Raw genomic sequence first — 18,061 nt, forward strand, 5'->3', positions numbered from 1 at the left:
GATCGTGTCTGTATTCTATGTTGCCGTTTGAATTTGGAATTGCTGTAATTCCTGCCAGCCTGACTCTTGATTGGTTACTTGCAAAACCTTATTCGCTGGACGTAAAGCTATGTCCAACTTGGCTTTGCTGACGTCTATGCCAACCCATTGGCTTGCTACTTGAGTTTCCATGCTTTTACCCCTTTACTTTGAGTTTTTATCTTCATCACTCGACCTTGTTCACTACGGGTTCGAGACCCTCTCGATTTTTCGAGTTTTTGAAGGATTGATGAGTGGCGACCTAGACTAAATCTCGGCTTTTATAACCAAGGGGGAATCGGTCTACCACTCTTCCTTTAAGATACAAGGGGGCTACATAAGGTTAAAACGAAAATCAAAAACTTATGTGTACACAGTAGCCAAAGTTGGGGGGCTAGGGGGGCTAAACTAAAAAACGAAAATTATCACCGTGCAAGGTATAAATTAAAATCTTTGAAACTAAGACAAGCAGTAAAAGATTGTCTTTTTTGCGCCTTTAATGATTTTAGATTTAATGTTATAGTTTGAGCGGTCATCCTTTAAGCTCTCTGATTGCATAAGCACCTCTATGGCAACCACCACTTCAACCCAACGACGCTCAATTTGGCAACTAGCCTGGGAAAGTTTACAAACTGGCGGCCCTTCCATGTGTCAATTTGCTGTCACCAGTGCTTGTAATGCCCGTTGTGGTTTCTGTAATTTTGCAGTGGATAAAATGCCCAAGGAACAACAGCGTTTTGTCACCTTAGAGCAAGCAAAAGAAGCTGCCGAAATTCTTTATAAAAATGGCATTTATTTTATGATTTATGTCGGGGGAGAACCGTTATTGCATCCCCAAATTGATGAAATGATTCGTCATTCCGCGAGTATTGGTATGGCTCCGATGATTGTTACTAATGCGGGTTTATTAACTGTCGATCGCGTCAGAAAATTGGCCAAAGCGGGGGTGGTCAGTGTAATTATTTCCATTGATGCGGCAGAAGTGGGAAAACATGAAGATAATCGCGGTTTGAAAGGAGTCTGTGATCGCATTCGTCAGGCCAATCAAGAATTCAAAAAATATAATATTGGTACAACGGCTTCCGTTACCATGAGTCGCTTAGTGGATGATTATCAGGCCTTACCTGATTTCTTAAAGTCTTTAGGCTTTGATAGCGTTACTTTTTCCTATCCTTTAACCACCTTGGCTTCTTCCTATTTGGGTTATGCCGAATCAAATTTAGTGAATTATACCCCTGAAGAATTAGACCAACGTTTTGAAGCAGTCAAGACATTGAAAAAAGATTTTCATGTGGTCAATCCGACATCCTCCATTGAAGATATGCAGCGTCATTTAAAGGGTGAACCAGAGAAATTTGGCTGTTTAGGGGGCTGGAAATTTTTCTATTTGGATTGGGAATTAAATTTATTTCGCTGTCACAATTGGGCAAAACCTTTGTGCCATGTAAGTGAATTTGACGGTTCCCAACGGGTGCGGGATAATTGTACAGCTTGTATGATGGATTGTTACCGCGATTCCAGTGTGATGCAACATATTGCAGTTTCCGTCAGTGATGGTTTTAAATCCTTACAAGCAGGGAAAATAAATCAGGCTTTTCAGTATTGGTTTAATGAAAAAAACTGGCTTTCTTTACAATCAGTGATTGAAGAAGCAAAATGGCTGCCTCGTCTCTAAAATGACTTGGTTTTGACTTATTTTGACTATATCTTGCTAAACAAAAAAATCAGGAGGATCATTCCCCCTGAAGACAACTTTTAAAGCGTTGGATCTGTCCTTAACCGAATTGTTCTTCGACTTCCAAATCAAATAACATCTTTAATGATTGCAAACATTGCTTGCGAGCTTCAATGTCCTGTTGGGCGCGAAGTTGTACCATCGGCTCATGGAGGATTTTGTTAACAATGCCCCTGGTCAATGCCTCAATCACTTCTTGGTGTTTTTCTGCAAATTCTGTGCCGAGGCGCGAAAGGGCTTTTTCGAGTTCCTGTTCCCGAATGTCCTCTACCTTATTCCGCAAAGAACTAATGGTTGGAACGGTATCCAGCGATCGCCACCAGAGTTCAAAGGCTTCTACTTCTTCTTCTAATAATCCCTCTGCTTCCTGGGCCATTTTGCGACGGCTGGCCTGATTTTGCGCCACCACTGCTTTCAGGTCATCCACATTGTAGGCCACAATATTTTCCAGGCCGTGAACATCAGAATCCACATTACGGGGAACTGAAATATCCACTAACATGACCGATTGACTAACACAAGTAACTAAGTTAGTTCTATTGAGGATCGGCTCGGTGGCTCCTGTGCTGGTAAAAACAATGTCAGAGCATCCGACCACGTTTAACATCTCCGTCAGGGCCAATAATTTGAGATTGGCCTGAGGAAATTGGGCTGCCAACTCTTCAGAACGACGATTAGAACGATTAACAATGGTGATATCTGTTGCTCCTTTCGCCAAGAGGTGTTTTACCAACAGACAGGACATTTTCCCCGCACCAATAATGGCAACTCTTTGAGCCGTTAAATCGACTTTGGTATGCACTAACTCAACGGCGGCAGAACTGATGGAAACGGCTCCTGTGCCAATGCTAGTTTCTGTGCGAACTCGTCGTCCGGCGGTAATGGCCTGTTTAAAGAGCCGATCTAAAAGACGACCGACGGCCTGATATTTCTGGCCAAGTTTATGGGTATTGCGAACCTGGGCCAAGATCTGTCCTTCTCCCAGCACTAAACTTTCCAATCCTGCCGAAACTCTGAGCAGATGGCGAACTGCATCCTGATGCAAGAGGGTAAATAAATAACGACGCAGTTGGGTCAGGGGAATATGGCCAATCTCTGACAAGAATTGAGTAATCTCAATCACCCCTTTTTCTGTTTCCGTCACTACTGCATAAATTTCTAGACGGTTACAGGTGCTAATAATGGCAACCTCTTGAATGTGGGGATAGCCGCGCAGATGGGTGAGGGCTTCTTGGAGTTTGGCTTCTTGAATACTGAGCTTTTCACGAATTTCTACGGGGGCTGTTTTATGGCTCAGTCCCACAACGGCAATATTCATGGGTTCTCCTAAAGGATTCTTATCGTCGGGATATAACGATAGGGTAAAAAAATTTTCTCTAATCTTTGCAATTTAGTCTGAATTGGGCTTGAGGACAAGAGCATTGCCCCCTAATCTATATGAAATTTTGTTAAGTAGTCTGAATCGGTTAACGAGGCACACAGAAAACGGGGTTAACCGAAGTTAAACAGCGTCAACTGCTTTTATTCGCTCTCTGATTGACCAATGGAGGCTTACGCTTCAGCAAAAATAAATTCAGAACGATTTTGCGTCGTTTCAGCGATTCACCAAATTGTCAAGAATTGTAAAGTCCTCTTGGTGTAAGGTTTTCAGAGCCATCAAGTTTTGAATTTGGAATTGCTGCTTACGCTTCCTTAGTTCTAGGGTCTGGGACTTGCCTTTGTCCGTTTTCGCCTCGAATAATTGACTCTGCAAGGGAGCCAAGCTATTCAGAAACTTCCGAGTCCGTTCTAACAATATTTCTTTAACCCGCTTATGGTCAAGGAAACGAGGGATTTCAACATCCCCCAGTCTTGCTAGAATGTTGTCAGCAGCGTTGATGTCAGAGTGTAATACGACCCCATCATGTCCGATAAACCGCTCCCCCGAACGAGTCCCTGTGAGAGTCCCGAACCGAGAATCGAGTTGTGACGTATAGGCACTGTTAACAGCAACAATCGCGCAACCTACGCGAGTTGAAACCTGATTAAGAGCATCAGCGACCTGACTTTTCCCGTTAAGTCCAAAATCCAGCAATGCAAACTTCTAGAGGCTTTATCTGGCAAGGGTTTGAGTAATGATTCTCTTGACAGGAAAAAAATATTCTGAAGCCATCATCCCGCTTATCGTTCAAATTTCAAAAACAAAGGATGAAGGGAGTATGAGACTGTAAAATGGAGAAAATCTTAAAGGGCAGGTCAAAAAATGTTGGAATGGTGGACAAAAAACTTTGCCAGTTGTGAATTGGGAGACGAGAGGCTAAACAATCGTGCCTTCTCGATTGGGAAAAAGTTAAGTGAGGGGTTTGGAAAAGCCTTATCAGAAGTGTTTAAGGGAGGAAACGAGTTAAAGAGGGCCTATGAATTTTTGGGAATCCGAAAACAGACTTTGTCAAGATAATAGAGCCGCACTGTGAAATGACAACTGCCGCCGTAGAAGAATATAAGATAATGCTATCAGTCGGAGATACGACCTTCTTAGATTATCGCAATATCAAGGAAAAAAGGGAAGGGTATGGGCCGACTGGAAAAGGAGGGAATGGATTAATACTGCATAGTGCTTTAGCAATTGAGCCAGAAAAAGGACAAGTATTAGGTTTATTATGGCAAAAACTGTGGAATAGGGAGGTAAAAGAAAAGCCCCCAACAGATGAAACGGCGAAGCAGAAAAAAGAAAGACAGAAAGAACAAAGAAAAGCAGCTCGTCAAAGACCATTTGAGGAAAAAGAATCCTACAAATGGGTAGAGGCTCTAAACACCTGTGAGAAACAGGTAGAAAGTTCAACGAGGGTAATTCATGTATTTGACAGAGAAGGAGATGTTTCAGAAGTCTTTGACTCAGTGCGTCAACTCAAGCATACAGGAGTGCTGGTCAGAGCGTCTCATAATCGTAGTTTAGACAAAAATAGTGAACGACTTTGGCAACATTTGGAATCAGAACCGATTCGTTTTCATCAAGAAATCGAGATTCCGAGTACAGGAAAAAGAAAAGCACGGAAGGTTAAGCTTGCCGTCCGATTTTGCTCAGTTAATCTACGAACTCCCTATCGTTTTGATAATCGTGACCCGTTGAATGTCTATGCTGTTTATGCGACAGAAATCGATTGTCCCGAAGGCGAAACTCCTTTATCTTGGATGCTTCTGACTACAGAAGTTGTTGAGACTATTGAGATGGCTGTCACTATTCTTCGTTGGTACACCTACCGATGGCGGGTTGAAGAATTTCATAAAGTCCTTAAGTCTGGTTGTCAGAGTGAGCGTTATCGACTTGCCTCTGATGGAATGAAAACTCTTTTGGGTTTTTTAAGTGTCATTGCTGTTGAACTTTTACACGTTACTTATCTTCATCGTACCCAGCCCGATGCTCTCGCGATTGAAATTCTTAATCCTCTTCAACTTCAGGTGTTAAAAGCAGCCGCCTCTCAAAAACTTCCCCCTATTTTGACTGTTGCTTGGGCTGTCGAGTCTGTTGCTTTTCTTGGTGGTTATCTTGAACATCGTCGTAAAACTCCTCTCGGTATCCAAGTCCTTTGGCGCGGTTGGTTGAAGTTGCATGACCTTTGCCAAGGCTGGCAGCTTGCAATCCGCACTTAACGGGAAAAGTCAGCATCAGCGACCACGTCTTTACACCAAGAAGAAACGTTTCTTTTTATGCGTTTTGTTCTTGGTTTTTTGTTGCGAATTTGCTCTGTTAAATGGGTACATCCCGGATAAAGTAGTACATAGAATCTGGGGTAAAATGGAAAAAAACTGATGAGCGAAAAAAGTATGTTACCGATTCCCCCAGAAGAAAAAGCACTGTTAAAACAGCATCTCACCGAATCAGCCCGTATCCTGCGCAAATATACGGAACCAGAGAAACAGAAGGACTTTGGAAGCATCGAAGTAGAAGTCAGAACCCAGATGTTAGAAATTGTGGGGCCAACAATGGGGGAGTTTTTTTTTCAGAAGGGGGAAAAAAACGGTCTGGAAACAAGCGAAAAATCAAAACCCTAGTCGGAGAAGTGGAAATAAGCCAAAAACAAGCCAGAAAACTAAAGGTGTCGCCAAAAATCGTCTTAAGTCCAGGTTTAGAGAAATGCTGTCTAAGAGCCAGTGCGAAAACATCCTACCAACAAGCAGAAGAAGATATAGAGGAGTTGATGGGGATAAAAGTAGGACATAGCAGTTTACATCGCTTGGTAGAACGGACAGAACTGCCCTTAGCTCAAGCTCAGTCAGAGAGTGCGGGGGTCAGTATAGATGGGGGAAAGATTTGTCTGCGGGGCGAGGAGAAGGAAGGGGGACAGTGGCGAGATTATAAACTGGTGAGTCTTCATGGCAATGTCTGTGAAGCCTTTTTCCAAGACCCAGAGGGCTTAAAGAATTGGAGCAATGTTCAACCTTTGTCCCCAATAGTGACCTTTTTGGGAGATGGTCATCCCGCAATCTGGAATGCGGTAGAGAGTTTCGCCACTCAATCGTGGCTGATACGACGAGAGGTGTTGGATTGGTATCATCTCAAGGAGAATCTGTTCAAAGTGGGTGGCTCTCTCAAACGGCTAGAAGCAGTGGAGCATTTACTGTGGCGGGGTTTTGTGAACAAGGCAATAGATGCGTTTGATGGAGTCAAAAGCAAGAGGGCAAAGAATTTTCAAGCCTATTTGACGAAGCATTATCAGCGTATCCCTGATTACCAATACTATCAACAGCTTGGTATTGTGATTGGTTCTGGTGATGTGGAGTCTAAGATTAAACAGGTGGGAGCTAGGGTTAAATTGTCGGGAGCACGTTGGCATCTTCATAATGTTTCTCGTATTCTTCGGCTACGATGTGCTTATCTCAATCACTCTCCTCTTTTGAGTGTCAATGTATTATCTTAAGTGGGATGCACCCCTGTTAAATCTTCAAAAGCTACCTTAATCGCATTTTGCATAAGTTGATGGGTAGCGGTAAACACAAGGGTTTTAATTTGTCCCTTGAAACGGGATTCTCGTTTATCCCATTTCTGTTTACCCAAGTTATTGCGATTAATTCTATCTGCTTTGGCAGTATCACCTTTTTGGATAGCTTTATTAGCGACAGATTTTAGCTTGTTCCACTTAACCTGTTTAGCTGTACGATAGTCGGTTTCTTTTGTTTGTAAAGAACCAAAATCATTACCAATAAATCTAGCACCGTCATTAGAAGATGTGGCATAAACTTCTGTGTAGCCTCTATCACAACCAATGGTTAAACCGTCTATTTTAGGTTCTGCTTTTTGAATATCAGTTGTGTAATGGATTTCCCATCTATCAGCACGTTTAATCAAGCGCAACTGACAGGTAACTTCGTGAGGTAAGGTGGTCAGAACTTTTATGGTTTTTCCTTTTTCGAGTCCACCAAAACGAAGCCAAACGACTCCATTCTTGTCAGTCTGTGTATCAAAGGCTCTGAGGATAATTTGATTGTTAACCCTTGTATGACCACGATGCCAATATTTACGAACAAGAGAGCATAACTTAGGGTGATTAAGCCAATCACGACTTTCTAAGGTTAATTGTAATGTGTGCGACCTCTAATTAATAAAGGACGGTGTAATCAGGGTTGGGTTCTACAGGGAATCCATACTGATCAAGTTTTGCCCAAAATTGACTCCATCTTTCCTTCGTCAATACCAAAGCTCGTAGGCTCAAAATAATTCTTGCTGTAAAATTTTCGTTGATTACATCTGACGCGAGCTCGAAAGCCCTATCGTACCGTTTCACAGGATAATCTATCAACGAATTATTTACAGGTCCTATTTTCTTGACTTTCTAGACATTCCTATTTTCTTGACTTTCTAGACGTTGTTGAATAGATTGGAGAGCTAAATCATTCTTATCTTCAATCCAGTTGCCGATGATGATTAATTGAGAGGGAGAAACCTTTAATTTTTTGTGTCCTCCTTGGGGCTTGGGATTTATACTCTAAACGGCTAAGAAATTGACTTCTTGGAAAAAGGGCTAAAACCATCATCTGATAAAGATTTTAGGCATTTTCAAAAAGTTAAGCTCCAACCCGTTCAGAGTATAAGTCTCCTGTTTCACGCCATTGCTTCAATAGTTTTTGGACAAAGCTTTTAGCCACATTAAAGCATTTAGCGAGTTTTTCCTGAGAAATGTTCTCATTCTCATAGGTTTGAACTATCTTGTGTCTAAAGTCGAGGGAATAGGCTCTCATTTTCAAGTTTTAGCTAAATTATTAATTTCATTTCTTTTACACCTCATTTTAATGAAAAATGCTATAACAGAATCTCAAAATGCGGCTCTCCCCTTGTCTGTGTGTAATGTTATGTTACGAGTTAAAGCAAGCTAACAATTTAAGCCGTAGATGCTCAAAATTAGCAAATCCATAACTTTTCCTTTTTATTAATTTAATTTTTGTATTCATCCCTTCCGTTAATCCATTAGTTGTATGGTTTTCAAAATAATTGCATATACCTGTCAAATGAGTTTTCAGCATACCCACACTTTTTTTATAGAGTAGGCTCGCTGTTCTCATCCATTTTTCAAATTTTCTCCTTGCACCATTTGTCGTTCTTGAATGCTCATAAATATCTCTAATCTCTTCCTTCATTTCATACGCTATTCCTAAACAAGGATACATTTTCAATATCTCTTCTAACTCTTCTCTTTTTTCTTCTTTTAACTCTTCTTTATTTTTCCATAATAGGTATGTTAAACCCTTTTTATGGATATTCATTTTCTTTCTCAATTTATTCAATTCTTCATTTATATTTTTCATTACATGAAATCTATCATAGACGATTTTAGCATTTACAAATAACTCCTTTATTGCTGACGTAAATCCCTCCCACATATCCACACTTACTTCCTTTACATTCTCTCTAACCCTTGCTGGCTGCACTTTTAGGGCTTCTATTATCTCTTCTTTTTTGTGTCCTTTTATTACTTCTAACAATTCCTTTTTATTTATATCTATCACTGTTGTAATAAAGTCTTTTTTTCCTTTTCTATTACTAAATTCGTCTAAACTTATCTTTTCTGGTAATTCCCATTCCTTCTTTTCTGCCTGCTTTGCATACTCTTCAAATATTGATTCCAATGTTCCCCAACTTATTTCTTCTTCTTGCCTTACCTCTTCTACATTTTTCTTTTTTACTTGCTCATAAATCTTTTCTTCATAACGAATTGTATAATGTTTTCTTAGCCGCATAAAGTCCAGTCTTTCTGTTATGTATTTCTGACATTTTTCACAATGGAACTGGCGGCGGGGCACTTCCAGATATACTTTCTTTCCCAATAGGGATAAATCCCGAACCAAATTATATTCTATTTGATTTATATCTTCCAATTCTTTATGACAATTTGGACATTCCATTACTTCGTTTTTCATTTTTAATTTTAAGAACAAAGCACCATCTATTTCTCGATAGTTTACGACTGTTACCTTTGGCAAACCTAGTAGCTCATCCAAGTTTATCCACATACTCCACCTCCTACTGTGATATTACTATTATACACTTTCCACACAGTTGGGGGAAGAGCCAAAATGCTTTCAAGGAACAAATCGCAACTCAATTCGTCAGTATTTTTCAACGATTACTGCAAGATGTTCCATCCTCTCCAGAAATTTTTCGTCAAACTTCTTCACTGATGTTGAATAAATTATCTGAGTGTGCCTTAAACAGTCCTCAATATTAACCTTGGTGACTTGTCAACTATTTTATCTAATCTCAATTTATGGCTCCCAAAATCCAAAGAATTAGCCTAGGGCTTTTAAGTTCTATTTTATTACCGACGAATTTAGTGTTAGCTCAACAGCAATTCCCTGAACCTTTTGCCTACCCGACCAAAGGGCAAACCCCAGAACAACAACAACAGGATCATTTTGCTTGCTATAGTTGGGCAAAACAACAAACAGGGGTTGATCCTTCCCAATTGTCCACTGCTACCACTACTCAATCTTCCCAACAAGGTCAAGTGGTACAAGGAGCCGCAAAAGGTTCTCTCCTCGGTGTCGTTGGTGGGGCGATCGGCGGAAATGTGGGAGAAGGCGCAGCGATCGGTGCAGGCGTGGGAGCTTTAGCTGGATTATTTCGGAAGCGGGAAGAACAACAGCAACAGGCTCAAGTTCAAGCCCAGACAACTAAAGCAGAACAACAACAATTGCAAACCTACTATAGTGCATGGACAGCTTGTATGCAGGGACGCGGTTATACCGTTAATTAATCATTATGGAAGCTCTAAAACACGAACTCAAGAAAATTGGCTCTCTTAGTCTTTTTTTCTTTATTGGCTATGGGTATATTCTCATTCTGATGAAGCTTTTTCTGAAGGAGTTTTCGGTTGATGTCAGTATTTTTGCCAAGGTTGTGATTTATGCCTTTGCGGTTTTTGCAGGGCGAACGCATCTTATTTTTGAAAGGTAGGCTGGATAAGGGTTTCCGAGATCATGATTGATTTTTTATGAAACGCTGAAAGTTTTACCAGATAAGGAGTCTAGAATTTAGATGCGTTTGCCATGGCGGTTTTTGTGTTGAGCTTGATTGAAAATCTTTTCCATGCTTATCACGAAGCGAAAGCCTTAGCTCCTGCCCTGACTTTATTCTTAGAAACACGCAGTTTTGATCGTTTCTTAGCCATTCTTCTCTGTGTTCCAACGGTATTTTTAATCCATAATATTTTCCATGAACTTGACTACTATTTAGGCAAAGGTAATCTCAGTAAATTTTTCTTTAAACCACCGCAATCAATTGAATAAATAAGCTTTATGAGTGTCATAAATTGTGCTAACATTTTCTAAGTTTTATTCAGTTGTACGAAATCCAAACAATCTACCAATAATGATGCTTAACATTTTTCAGAAAACTGCCCTAATCTCTGTTGCCACTGCGATCGCTGTTCCCTTGTTTGGAGTTCATCCTGCTTTGTCTGAGCTTCCCAGCATTAATGACGGAATTATGTGTGTTGCCAAGGGAAAATCGGAGAAAGGAGGCAAGATCTATCTCTATACTTCTTTGATCGACAATTCATCAGTTAAACAGAAACAACCGGTGACCGTCACCATTAATGAATCCATGATTGATGTTATCGAAGGGGAAGTAATGGTTATTAATAAGAAACAGCAAACTGTGACAATTGACGCATTTGGTGCGGCTATGCCTCCAGAAATGCAACCCGTTGGAGTGGCGACCACAACCTATCAGGGAGACTATACTTTTACTGGTAAAACACAAGCAGGTACGCCCGTCAGTTTTACTTTAGAAAAGAATTATCGTATTTTTAAAATCAAGCATGACAATCAAAGCTTTACTGGCTCCTGCCATTAAATAGACTGATTAAGTCATGGGGACAGCCACAAGGTATCGTCCCCACAATTTAGGACAATTAAGCTTGAATGAACATTAAAAACCGCATACGTTTTTCTCTGAATTTCTTTAGTGGTTATCTCTGCCACTTTACCACGATTACTCAATTCGATTTAATGTTACCAAATCCTATGATCAATCTAAGCCAAAAAATATTACTAACATTAGGATTTGGATTACTTGCTCTTTTTCCCTCTTTTCCTATTTCAGCCGCAGAAAAAATCAAATTTTCAATTTTTCCACTGGGAGATTTTGCTCTTTCTGTTAAGAGCTTAGAAACTTTTGCCGAGGATGGTAAAATTACTCCCGAACTTGCTTTTTATGCAAATCATCTTACTCCCGAAGAATTAACAAAATTTCGTAACTTACTCAATAAATCTTTCCCCTTAAGTTCCATAGAAGCTTTTCAATTTTTTAATACTAGTTTTGGCAAAGAAATTATTAAACAATTAAGTTTAGCGATTAATAGTCCAGCCGATCAAAGTCAACCTTTTTTACAGGGTGCAATTATTTCCGCCGCCGTCAATCCTAATGGGTTTAAAATTATTGATGTTCTTAAAAATTATGGTAGTCCAATCCTCGCTCTTGATCTAGAAACGATTCGCAATACAATCAATGAAGCGGATAATTTGTACCAAATAGGAAATCGAGTTTTTGAGTGGTTAGATCGTCAAGCTTCAACTGAAACATTACCGAATAATTCTATTAATTTATCTGATTTATCCCAAGCGGGAAAAAATACCTGGACATCGGAAACTTTGACAATTCCTAGACCGAACAAAGATCCTATAACTGCCTTTGTTTATCTTCCTCAAAAGTTAGCAAAACTGGCTCCCATTGTGGTTATTGCGCCTGGGTTAAATTCTGATTTTCAAGCCTTAAGTTATGTCGCCCAACATTTAGCTTCTCATGGCTTTGCTACCGTCGGCATTGACTTTCCTGAAAGTGACAATCAAAGAATGCTGGATGCCCTACAAGGTTTGGATACTTTTCCCAATCCTAATGCCTGGATGGATCAACCTAAAGATGTAAGTTTGGTGTTAAATACTTTAGAACAAAAAATGGAATCCGATCCCAATTGGCGGAGCAAATTAGACCTTAAAAATGTGGGAATTCTGGGTCACTCCTTGGGGGGATACACGGCAACGGCGATCGGTGGGGCTAGGGTTCAATGGTCAGATATTGTAAAAAAATGTGCCACTTTGGATGATCCCAATCAAATTAACCTAAATCCCGCCTTACTCTGGCAATGTCAAGGAATCGACGGTGCGCCTCCGATGGGAGATCTTCAAGATCCTAGAATTAAGGCCGTGATTGCCATTAATCCTGTCACCAATCCCGCCTTTGGAAAGCAGGGAGTTAATCAACTGTCTGTGCCAATGATGTTTATTGCAGGAAGTTCCGATATTTTCGCGCCTCCTTTACCTGAACAAATTGCGCCTTTTGCCGCTCTGAATAAACAGGATAAATATTTACTTTTAGTGAAAAATTCAACTCATTTATCATTCACTCAAGGAACCGATAAGTTACCTGATTTTATTGTAGGGCCAGGACAAAAATTAGCCTATGATTATCTCAAAAGTATTGGTTTAGCTTTCTTTAATCTTTATTTAAATCAACAACCAGAATTCCAGCCCTATTTAACCGATGCGGTGATCCAAAAAATGGGAAAAGAACCTCTTCCATTGCATTTAATTAAATCCTTAACTCAGGAACAACTTGATGAAGCAATTAAGCCCACTAATTAAACTCTACCCTCGGTTAATATTTGTCGGATTCTGTTTCGGCGCGATCGCCCAATCCGTTTCCGCAACCTCTCCTCCGAATACTGATGTCGTCGATCCCCCGCCAACGATTTATTTACCCATTGATTCGACTGTTATTGAGACAAGTCCAGAAATATTTATTTCATCAATAACTGAAATTGACACAAACCCCCAAAGAGATCTCGCTATCCTGTCAGGAATTGTTTTACCGTCTATTCCTATTGAAAGTTCGAGTTTTCAATCTGGAATTAGCACCTATGCCAAGGACTCATTTCCTGATGAAATTCAAACAAGGGAGTTCATCACTGCTCAGACAGAAACTCTTCCAGAGGACTCAACAACTCCTGAGCAAAGCAATCCTGCTGAATCAACAGAATCCCCAGAGGAGCCACCCCAGAAGGACTCTACTAAGGCGGCTGAATCGGTAGAAGAATTAGCTAGGAAGGCACAAAACCCGATCGCTAACTTGATCAGTGTACCCTTTCAAAACAATACGAATTTTGGCGTTGGGCCGCTAGACAGAACCCAGAATGTCTTGAATATCCAACCCGTTATTCCCGTTTCTCTCAGCGATGATTTACTGCTGATTACCCGTACCATCGTGCCAATTATTTACCAGCCCGAACCACCGACTGGGGGAGGAGGAACTTTTGGTTTGGGAGACATGAATCCCCAATTCTATTTCAGTCCTAAAACATCCAGTAACATTACCTGGGGGGTGGGGCCAACTTTTCTTCTGCCCACAGCAACCAGTCAAGTTTTAGGGCAGGGAAAATGGGGAATTGGCCCTGCTGCTGTCATTGTGGTCACGACTAAACAATTTGTTTTCGGGGCAGTTGCCAACAATATCTGGTCTGTTGCAGGAGATAGCGATCGCCCTGATGTTAGCCAATTAACCTTTCAGCCTTTTATTAATTACAACATGAAAGACGGTTGGTATTTGGTCAGTGCGCCCATTTTAACGGCGAATTGGGAGGCTTCGGGGGGGAATCAGTGGACTGTCCCCTTGGGAGGTGGCTTTGGTCGCGTCTTTGCGATTGGTGAACAAAAGGTTAATGCACAGCTACAGGCGTTTTGGAATGTGGTCAAACCCGACGCTGGGCCTGATTGGACTTTGCGAGGGCAGTTTCAGTTACTTTTCCCTAAATAAAATAAAGTTAGATCGCACTATGAGATCAGCGGTCGCTACTGGTTGACAAAGTAAGATGTTCTGTTCTAGACTACCTAACTGTATGTCAACGTATGTCAAAAACTTAAAATAAGGAACAACATCATGAGTCAAACAATTGACAATCTTCGCACTAAACTCCAGACCAAATTGAATGCAATTTCTAGTCACTTAAACACAGTCAAAACCCACTTAGAAACTTCTTCTAAGGAGGTCGAGAGTTCCATTCATACTAAACTGGATGAAGCTAAAACTAAACTAGAATCTAAAAAGCAAGAAATTATTAATGCTAAAGCTAAGTTGGCAGAGCGCGTCGAAGCTAAGAAAACAGAGATTGAGGAATGGAAAGCTAAGCGAGAACATGAAAAACTAGTCGCCCATGCTGACCGTGCGGAAGATTTTGCGGCGACTGCGATCATTATTGCCTTAGCTGCTGTTGAGGAAGCAGAGGTAGCCATCCTAGAAGCAGTAGCGGCTCGGATAGATGCGGAAGCCGAGTGAACCATTTAAAGATTATCAATGACGGCCTTAGCTCTCATTGTTATGGTATAGTTGTCAACTGAGATTCAAGGAGCAAATTTAAATGCAAGGAAAATTTCAAGAAATCTTAGCGCAAATAGGTATGGTTGTCAGCCCTGAAGTTTCCAACGAGTCAACCCTCCAATCAACCCTCCTACAAGAAACAACTGAAGGTTACGTCAAAACCTATCTAGAATTGCTTCCTGATGGGACAGCTAAAGTTATCATCGAAAGTGGATTTCCTCTATTTGAAGAATCAACCGAGGAAATAGCTTCTCGAATCATTAATGCACAACAATCTTTATTAACCGAATAGTAAGTATTCAGTCTCGGAATACACACAAAAAGGAGAAAAATCATGGCCGACCTAACAGTATGGAAATTTAATTCCTCGGATGAGGCGCGTAACGTCCTTAACAAACTCGCAGACCTCCAAAAACAGCACTTGATTGAAATTCAAGATGCAGCGATCGTGACTTGGCCTGAAGGGAAAAAGAAACCCAAGACTGAGCAATCAGTTCCTTTAGTTGGCTTGGGAGCCTTAGATGGAGCTTTTTGGGGGATGCTGTTTGGTCTCATTTTCTTTGTCCCCATTTTTGGGGCAGCCGTCGGGGCGATCGCTGGAGCAGTATCGGGACACTTCAAAGACTACGGCATTGATGATGATTTCATCAAAGAAGTTCGCGACAAGGTAACGGAAGGCTCCTCCGCCCTATTTTTACTCACGGGGAAAGTTACCCTCGATAAGGTGGAAGACTCGCTAAAAGGAGAAACTGCCGAACTGATCCGCTCCAATCTTTCCAATGAACAGGAAGCGAAGTTACGCGAGCATTTTAGCGTAGCTTAGGAGCTTTTTTCCTTTAGCAAGTGCGATCGCTGATGAGTGTAGGGTGCTTCGTTAATCCACCAAATTGATTGTTATTCACCGTAATCATCTGATTTTTGGGATTTTTATTAATGCGATCGCTTGAATCATTAACTTGAAAGGTATGGAATTTTCATTTTTAAGTAACTTTGCCATTACGCTTTTTGCGCTCCTAAATCCGATAGGAATGTTACCTGTTTTTATTAGTTATACAGCCAATGAACGAAAGGAAGTACAACGTCTAGTAGCTCTTTTTGTTTCTCTTACGGTAATGGCTTTGCTATTGGTTTTTCTGCTGATTGGTGCGCCCATTCTTCAGTTTTTTGGTGTTAGCTTAAATTCCTTTCGGATTGCTGGGGGAATATTACTATTGATTATTGGGATTGGTATTGTTAACGGGAAATCATCGGATAACAAAGAAGAAATTGTTACCACAGCCGCGAGTAATTATTTAACTCAAGCTAAGTCAATTTATAGTCAAATTGTCATTCCAATGGCCATGCCTTTATTAGTCGGGCCTGGGGTAATTGCTAATGTTATTCTTTATTCCAGCGAAGCATCTTCAAAAATCGGTACTGGCCTCGCCATTGAACTAATTTTGATGATAGTTTTGGTTAGTTTTTTAGTATTTGCTATTCTTGCGGCGGGTAAATTCTTACAAAAAATGATAGGTAACATTGGACTAAATATTACTCAACGAATTATGGGACTGTTTGTCGCCGCGATCGGGGTTCAATTTATGGTTACAGGTATCATTAATATTTTTGTTAGTAAGATTATTCCTGAATTATCTAAAATTAAATAGCATACATCTAAAAAAATATTCATAGTGCGATCGCTGTTCTATTGTTGATTAAATCTTAAAACCGCGATCGTTTTTTACTGTCTTCGTAGTGCGATAATTTGTTGGTTTATTTGAAACTCTCTCTATGTTGAATCATTTTCTATCGTCCCTAAATCGTCTCTCGCCCAAGGCATTCCCATTGGCAACGAAAGCCAAAAGATTATCAATAACCGCCTTAGCTCTCATTGTCATCACTACCAGTTTAGTTATTATGTCCTCTCCCAGTAACGGCCAATCTCTGACGGGTTCTCCCGCCAACCCTAAAGTAAAATTCTCAACTCCCCTACCCCCAGGAATCGCTTCACCTGCCAGAGTGGAAACTCGTCTGGGAACGCTCAATTTCTTCGACGGTTTTCCCGACCAGGCAACTGCCGAAAAGCTTTATGATAATCTCGACTTCCAACGGGCTGTTCAAGCTTATCTATTGGGAATCCCCGCCGTTAACCAAGCGGCCAATCGTAACGCGATCCGTACCTTGGGGCCCGTGAATACGGTTGTGCCGATTTTCGAGCAACTTTTAGATTCGCGATCAATTTTTCTGACCGCTAATGATAACACCGTTTACAGTTGGACGTGGCTCGATCTCACGAAGGGGCCGTTAGTGTTAGAAGTCCCTCCGAAAGTGTTAGGAACGGTGAATGATATTTGGTTTCGCTGGGTGATTGATGTGGGCATTACTGGCCCCGATAAAGGCGAAGGCGGAAAGTACCTCTTTTTACCCCCAGGCTACAAAGGGGAAATTCCATCGGGTTACAATGTGGTGAAATCGCCGACCTTTAATATTTGGATTCCCTGGCGCAGTTTTTTGGTCAAGGGCGACCCGAAACCTGGGGTTGAGTTAGTGACAAAGAACACGAAAATTTATCCCCTAAACAGTGCCAACAATCCCCCCGCCTTAAATTTTGTCAATATGTCGGGTAAGCCGTTTAATACTGTTGCACCCGCCGATTATCGGTTCTGGGAACTGCTCAATCAAGTGGTACAGGAAGAACCGAGTGAATCCCTCGACCAAATTCGTCTGGGTTACTACGCCTCTATTGGTATTCAAAAAGGCAAACCTTTCAAACCCGATGAACGCATGAAAAAAATCCTGACGAAAGCGGCGGCAGTGGGGGATGCAACGGCACGGGCGATCGCCTTTCATAATCGACAGAAGGAGGCTTATTACTATGAGAACAGTGCTTGGCAGTTACCTTTTATCGGTGGCTATAAGTTCCAGACCCAGCCTGATGTTCTGAACATGGATGCTTATATCTATTACTATTTCATGGCGACGGGTGTTACTCCTGCGATGGAAGAAAAAATGGTCGGACTGGGTTCTCAATATGCTTGGACGGCCCGTGATGCTAAGGGTAATCTCCTCGATGGTGGCAAGAGTTATCGCCTCCATTTACCGCCCAATATTCCCGTGAAAGATTTCTGGTCAGTTATTCTTTACAGCAACCAAACGCGATCGCAGATTCAGACGGATCAACAGTTTCCTAGTGTCGGTAGTCAGACTAAGGGGCTTTTGGTTAATGCTGATGGTTCTGTGGATATCTATTTCGGGCCGAAACCGCCTGCTGGCAAGGAGAATAACTGGGTGCAGACAAATCCGGGCACGGGTTGGAACACGATTCTTCGGCTTTATGGCCCGCTTGAGCCTTGGTTTGACAAGACTTGGCGACCAGGGGAAATTGAGTTATTGAAATAGCTCTATCCAGAATATTTCTTGATCGCCGATCTGTAGCTTGGATTGAAGTGATAAAATGCAATACTACCTTTTTTCTCGCCAATAAA

General features: G+C 41.2%; 22 protein-coding genes and 1 pseudogene. 16 read left to right on the forward strand and 7 right to left on the reverse strand.

The annotated features are described in order from the left end of the window. Nucleotides 1-15: 15 nt before the first annotated feature. A complete protein-coding gene (locus KA717_29770) occupies nucleotides 16-171 on the reverse strand; it encodes a hypothetical protein (protein ID UXE59851.1) in 156 nt (51 codons plus the stop codon). 415 nt (nucleotides 172-586) lie between these two features. On the opposite strand from KA717_29770, the gene KA717_29775 reads away from it, so the two are divergent. Continuing rightward, on the forward strand, nucleotides 587-1,693 hold the full coding sequence (locus tag KA717_29775; GenBank protein ID UXE59852.1) for a radical SAM protein: 1,107 nt from the start codon (nucleotides 587-589) through the stop codon (nucleotides 1,691-1,693). A 100-nt stretch (nucleotides 1,694-1,793) separates the two neighbouring features. Here KA717_29775 and KA717_29780 read toward each other — a convergent pair whose 3' ends face one another. Beyond that, complete coding sequence (locus KA717_29780) at nucleotides 1,794-3,071, reverse strand: glutamyl-tRNA reductase (protein UXE59853.1); 1,278 nt, start codon at nucleotides 3,069-3,071, stop codon at nucleotides 1,794-1,796. Between the two features lie 276 nt (nucleotides 3,072-3,347). Continuing rightward, on the reverse strand, nucleotides 3,348-3,827 hold the full coding sequence (locus tag KA717_29785; GenBank protein UXE59854.1) for a transposase: 480 nt from the start codon (nucleotides 3,825-3,827) through the stop codon (nucleotides 3,348-3,350). Nucleotides 3,828-3,995: 168 nt separating this feature from the next. On the opposite strand from KA717_29785, the gene KA717_29790 reads away from it, so the two are divergent. The 4 genes from KA717_29790 (at nucleotide 3,996) to KA717_29805 (ending at nucleotide 6,651) form a co-directional block, all read left to right on the forward strand. Then, nucleotides 3,996-4,190, forward strand: a complete 195-nt coding sequence (locus KA717_29790) for a transposase (GenBank protein UXE59855.1) — start codon at nucleotides 3,996-3,998, stop codon at nucleotides 4,188-4,190. A gap of 17 nt (nucleotides 4,191-4,207) precedes the next feature. Continuing rightward, nucleotides 4,208-5,383, forward strand: coding sequence for an IS4 family transposase (locus tag KA717_29795; protein UXE59856.1), 1,176 nt, complete (start codon nucleotides 4,208-4,210; stop codon nucleotides 5,381-5,383). 159 nt (nucleotides 5,384-5,542) lie between these two features. Continuing rightward, a complete protein-coding gene (locus KA717_29800) occupies nucleotides 5,543-5,785 on the forward strand; it encodes a hypothetical protein (protein ID UXE59857.1) in 243 nt (80 codons plus the stop codon). Further along, nucleotides 5,773-6,651: an ISKra4 family transposase gene (locus KA717_29805; GenBank protein ID UXE64814.1), complete on the forward strand. Its 879-nt coding sequence runs from the start codon at nucleotides 5,773-5,775 to the stop codon at nucleotides 6,649-6,651. The genes KA717_29800 and KA717_29805 overlap by 13 nt, the downstream gene beginning before the upstream one ends. Here KA717_29805 and KA717_29810 read toward each other — a convergent pair. The 4 genes and pseudogenes from KA717_29810 to KA717_29825 form a co-directional block, all read right to left on the reverse strand. Beyond that, on the reverse strand, nucleotides 6,648-7,085 hold the full coding sequence (locus tag KA717_29810) for a hypothetical protein (protein ID UXE59858.1): 438 nt from the start codon (nucleotides 7,083-7,085) through the stop codon (nucleotides 6,648-6,650). The genes KA717_29805 and KA717_29810 overlap by 4 nt on opposite strands. 244 nt (nucleotides 7,086-7,329) lie before the next feature. Further along, the gene (locus KA717_29815; GenBank protein UXE59859.1) at nucleotides 7,330-7,530 is read right to left on the reverse strand and encodes a hypothetical protein; all 201 of its coding nucleotides are present in this window, start codon (nucleotides 7,528-7,530) and stop codon (nucleotides 7,330-7,332) included. A gap of 289 nt (nucleotides 7,531-7,819) precedes the next feature. Next, nucleotides 7,820-7,969: pseudogene (locus KA717_29820) on the reverse strand (IS630 family transposase). A gap of 114 nt (nucleotides 7,970-8,083) precedes the next feature. Then, nucleotides 8,084-9,238 (reverse strand): ISL3 family transposase, encoded by a 1,155-nt coding sequence (locus KA717_29825; GenBank protein ID UXE59860.1) that lies wholly within the window; start codon nucleotides 9,236-9,238, stop codon nucleotides 8,084-8,086. Nucleotides 9,239-9,492: 254 nt separating this feature from the next. Between KA717_29825 and KA717_29830 the strand changes: the two genes are divergently transcribed. From KA717_29830 to KA717_29880, 11 genes are all read left to right on the forward strand, one after another. After that, nucleotides 9,493-9,981, forward strand: a complete 489-nt coding sequence (locus tag KA717_29830) for a glycine zipper domain-containing protein (GenBank protein ID UXE59861.1) — start codon at nucleotides 9,493-9,495, stop codon at nucleotides 9,979-9,981. A gap of 5 nt (nucleotides 9,982-9,986) precedes the next feature. Further along, nucleotides 9,987-10,181, forward strand: a complete 195-nt coding sequence (locus KA717_29835; GenBank protein UXE59862.1) for a hypothetical protein — start codon at nucleotides 9,987-9,989, stop codon at nucleotides 10,179-10,181. Nucleotides 10,182-10,273: 92 nt separating this feature from the next. Beyond that, complete coding sequence (locus KA717_29840) at nucleotides 10,274-10,513, forward strand: hypothetical protein (GenBank protein UXE59863.1); 240 nt, start codon at nucleotides 10,274-10,276, stop codon at nucleotides 10,511-10,513. A gap of 82 nt (nucleotides 10,514-10,595) precedes the next feature. After that, entirely contained in the window at nucleotides 10,596-11,081 is a 486-nt protein-coding gene (locus KA717_29845; protein UXE59864.1) for a hypothetical protein, read from the forward strand. 170 nt (nucleotides 11,082-11,251) lie between these two features. Continuing rightward, entirely contained in the window at nucleotides 11,252-12,868 is a 1,617-nt protein-coding gene (locus tag KA717_29850; GenBank protein UXE59865.1) for an alpha/beta hydrolase, read from the forward strand. Continuing rightward, the gene (locus KA717_29855) at nucleotides 12,843-14,036 is read left to right on the forward strand and encodes a neuromedin U (GenBank protein ID UXE59866.1); all 1,194 of its coding nucleotides are present in this window, start codon (nucleotides 12,843-12,845) and stop codon (nucleotides 14,034-14,036) included. Before KA717_29850 ends, KA717_29855 begins: the two co-directional genes overlap by 26 nt. A 123-nt stretch (nucleotides 14,037-14,159) precedes the next feature. Then, nucleotides 14,160-14,555: a hypothetical protein gene (locus KA717_29860; protein UXE59867.1), complete on the forward strand. Its 396-nt coding sequence runs from the start codon at nucleotides 14,160-14,162 to the stop codon at nucleotides 14,553-14,555. An 82-nt stretch (nucleotides 14,556-14,637) separates the two neighbouring features. Beyond that, the gene (locus KA717_29865) at nucleotides 14,638-14,889 is read left to right on the forward strand and encodes an energy transducer TonB (protein UXE59868.1); all 252 of its coding nucleotides are present in this window, start codon (nucleotides 14,638-14,640) and stop codon (nucleotides 14,887-14,889) included. A gap of 42 nt (nucleotides 14,890-14,931) precedes the next feature. Next, nucleotides 14,932-15,420, forward strand: a complete 489-nt coding sequence (locus KA717_29870; protein UXE59869.1) for a DUF1269 domain-containing protein — start codon at nucleotides 14,932-14,934, stop codon at nucleotides 15,418-15,420. 142 nt (nucleotides 15,421-15,562) lie between these two features. Next, nucleotides 15,563-16,243 (forward strand): NAAT family transporter, encoded by a 681-nt coding sequence (locus tag KA717_29875; GenBank protein ID UXE59870.1) that lies wholly within the window; start codon nucleotides 15,563-15,565, stop codon nucleotides 16,241-16,243. 124 nt (nucleotides 16,244-16,367) lie between these two features. Further along, nucleotides 16,368-17,975: a DUF1254 domain-containing protein gene (locus tag KA717_29880; GenBank protein UXE59871.1), complete on the forward strand. Its 1,608-nt coding sequence runs from the start codon at nucleotides 16,368-16,370 to the stop codon at nucleotides 17,973-17,975. Nucleotides 17,976-18,061: the final 86 nt, after the last annotated feature.

Source organism: Woronichinia naegeliana WA131 (genome assembly GCA_025370055.1).
Lineage (GTDB): Bacteria > Cyanobacteriota > Cyanobacteriia > Cyanobacteriales > Microcystaceae > Woronichinia > Woronichinia naegeliana.

Bases quoted from the DNA above. Each gene is read 5' to 3' on its own strand.
- KA717_29770 (UXE59851.1), bottom strand. From the start codon at position 171: ATGGAAACTCAAGTAGCAAGCCAATGGGTTGGCATAGACGTCAGCAAA.
- KA717_29775 (UXE59852.1), top strand. From the start codon at position 587: ATGGCAACCACCACTTCAACCCAACGACGCTCAATTTGGCAACTAGCC.
- KA717_29780 (UXE59853.1), bottom strand. From the start codon at position 3,071: ATGAATATTGCCGTTGTGGGACTGAGCCATAAAACAGCCCCCGTAGAA.
- KA717_29790 (UXE59855.1), top strand. From the start codon at position 3,996: ATGTTGGAATGGTGGACAAAAAACTTTGCCAGTTGTGAATTGGGAGAC.
- KA717_29795 (UXE59856.1), top strand. From the start codon at position 4,208: ATGACAACTGCCGCCGTAGAAGAATATAAGATAATGCTATCAGTCGGA.
- KA717_29800 (UXE59857.1), top strand. From the start codon at position 5,543: ATGAGCGAAAAAAGTATGTTACCGATTCCCCCAGAAGAAAAAGCACTG.
- KA717_29825 (UXE59860.1), bottom strand. From the start codon at position 9,238: ATGTGGATAAACTTGGATGAGCTACTAGGTTTGCCAAAGGTAACAGTC.
- KA717_29830 (UXE59861.1), top strand. From the start codon at position 9,493: ATGGCTCCCAAAATCCAAAGAATTAGCCTAGGGCTTTTAAGTTCTATT.
- KA717_29835 (UXE59862.1), top strand. From the start codon at position 9,987: ATGGAAGCTCTAAAACACGAACTCAAGAAAATTGGCTCTCTTAGTCTT.
- KA717_29840 (UXE59863.1), top strand. From the start codon at position 10,274: ATGGCGGTTTTTGTGTTGAGCTTGATTGAAAATCTTTTCCATGCTTAT.
- KA717_29845 (UXE59864.1), top strand. From the start codon at position 10,596: ATGATGCTTAACATTTTTCAGAAAACTGCCCTAATCTCTGTTGCCACT.
- KA717_29850 (UXE59865.1), top strand. From the start codon at position 11,252: ATGATCAATCTAAGCCAAAAAATATTACTAACATTAGGATTTGGATTA.
- KA717_29855 (UXE59866.1), top strand. From the start codon at position 12,843: ATGAAGCAATTAAGCCCACTAATTAAACTCTACCCTCGGTTAATATTT.
- KA717_29860 (UXE59867.1), top strand. From the start codon at position 14,160: ATGAGTCAAACAATTGACAATCTTCGCACTAAACTCCAGACCAAATTG.
- KA717_29865 (UXE59868.1), top strand. From the start codon at position 14,638: ATGCAAGGAAAATTTCAAGAAATCTTAGCGCAAATAGGTATGGTTGTC.
- KA717_29870 (UXE59869.1), top strand. From the start codon at position 14,932: ATGGCCGACCTAACAGTATGGAAATTTAATTCCTCGGATGAGGCGCGT.
- KA717_29875 (UXE59870.1), top strand. From the start codon at position 15,563: ATGGAATTTTCATTTTTAAGTAACTTTGCCATTACGCTTTTTGCGCTC.
- KA717_29880 (UXE59871.1), top strand. From the start codon at position 16,368: ATGTTGAATCATTTTCTATCGTCCCTAAATCGTCTCTCGCCCAAGGCA.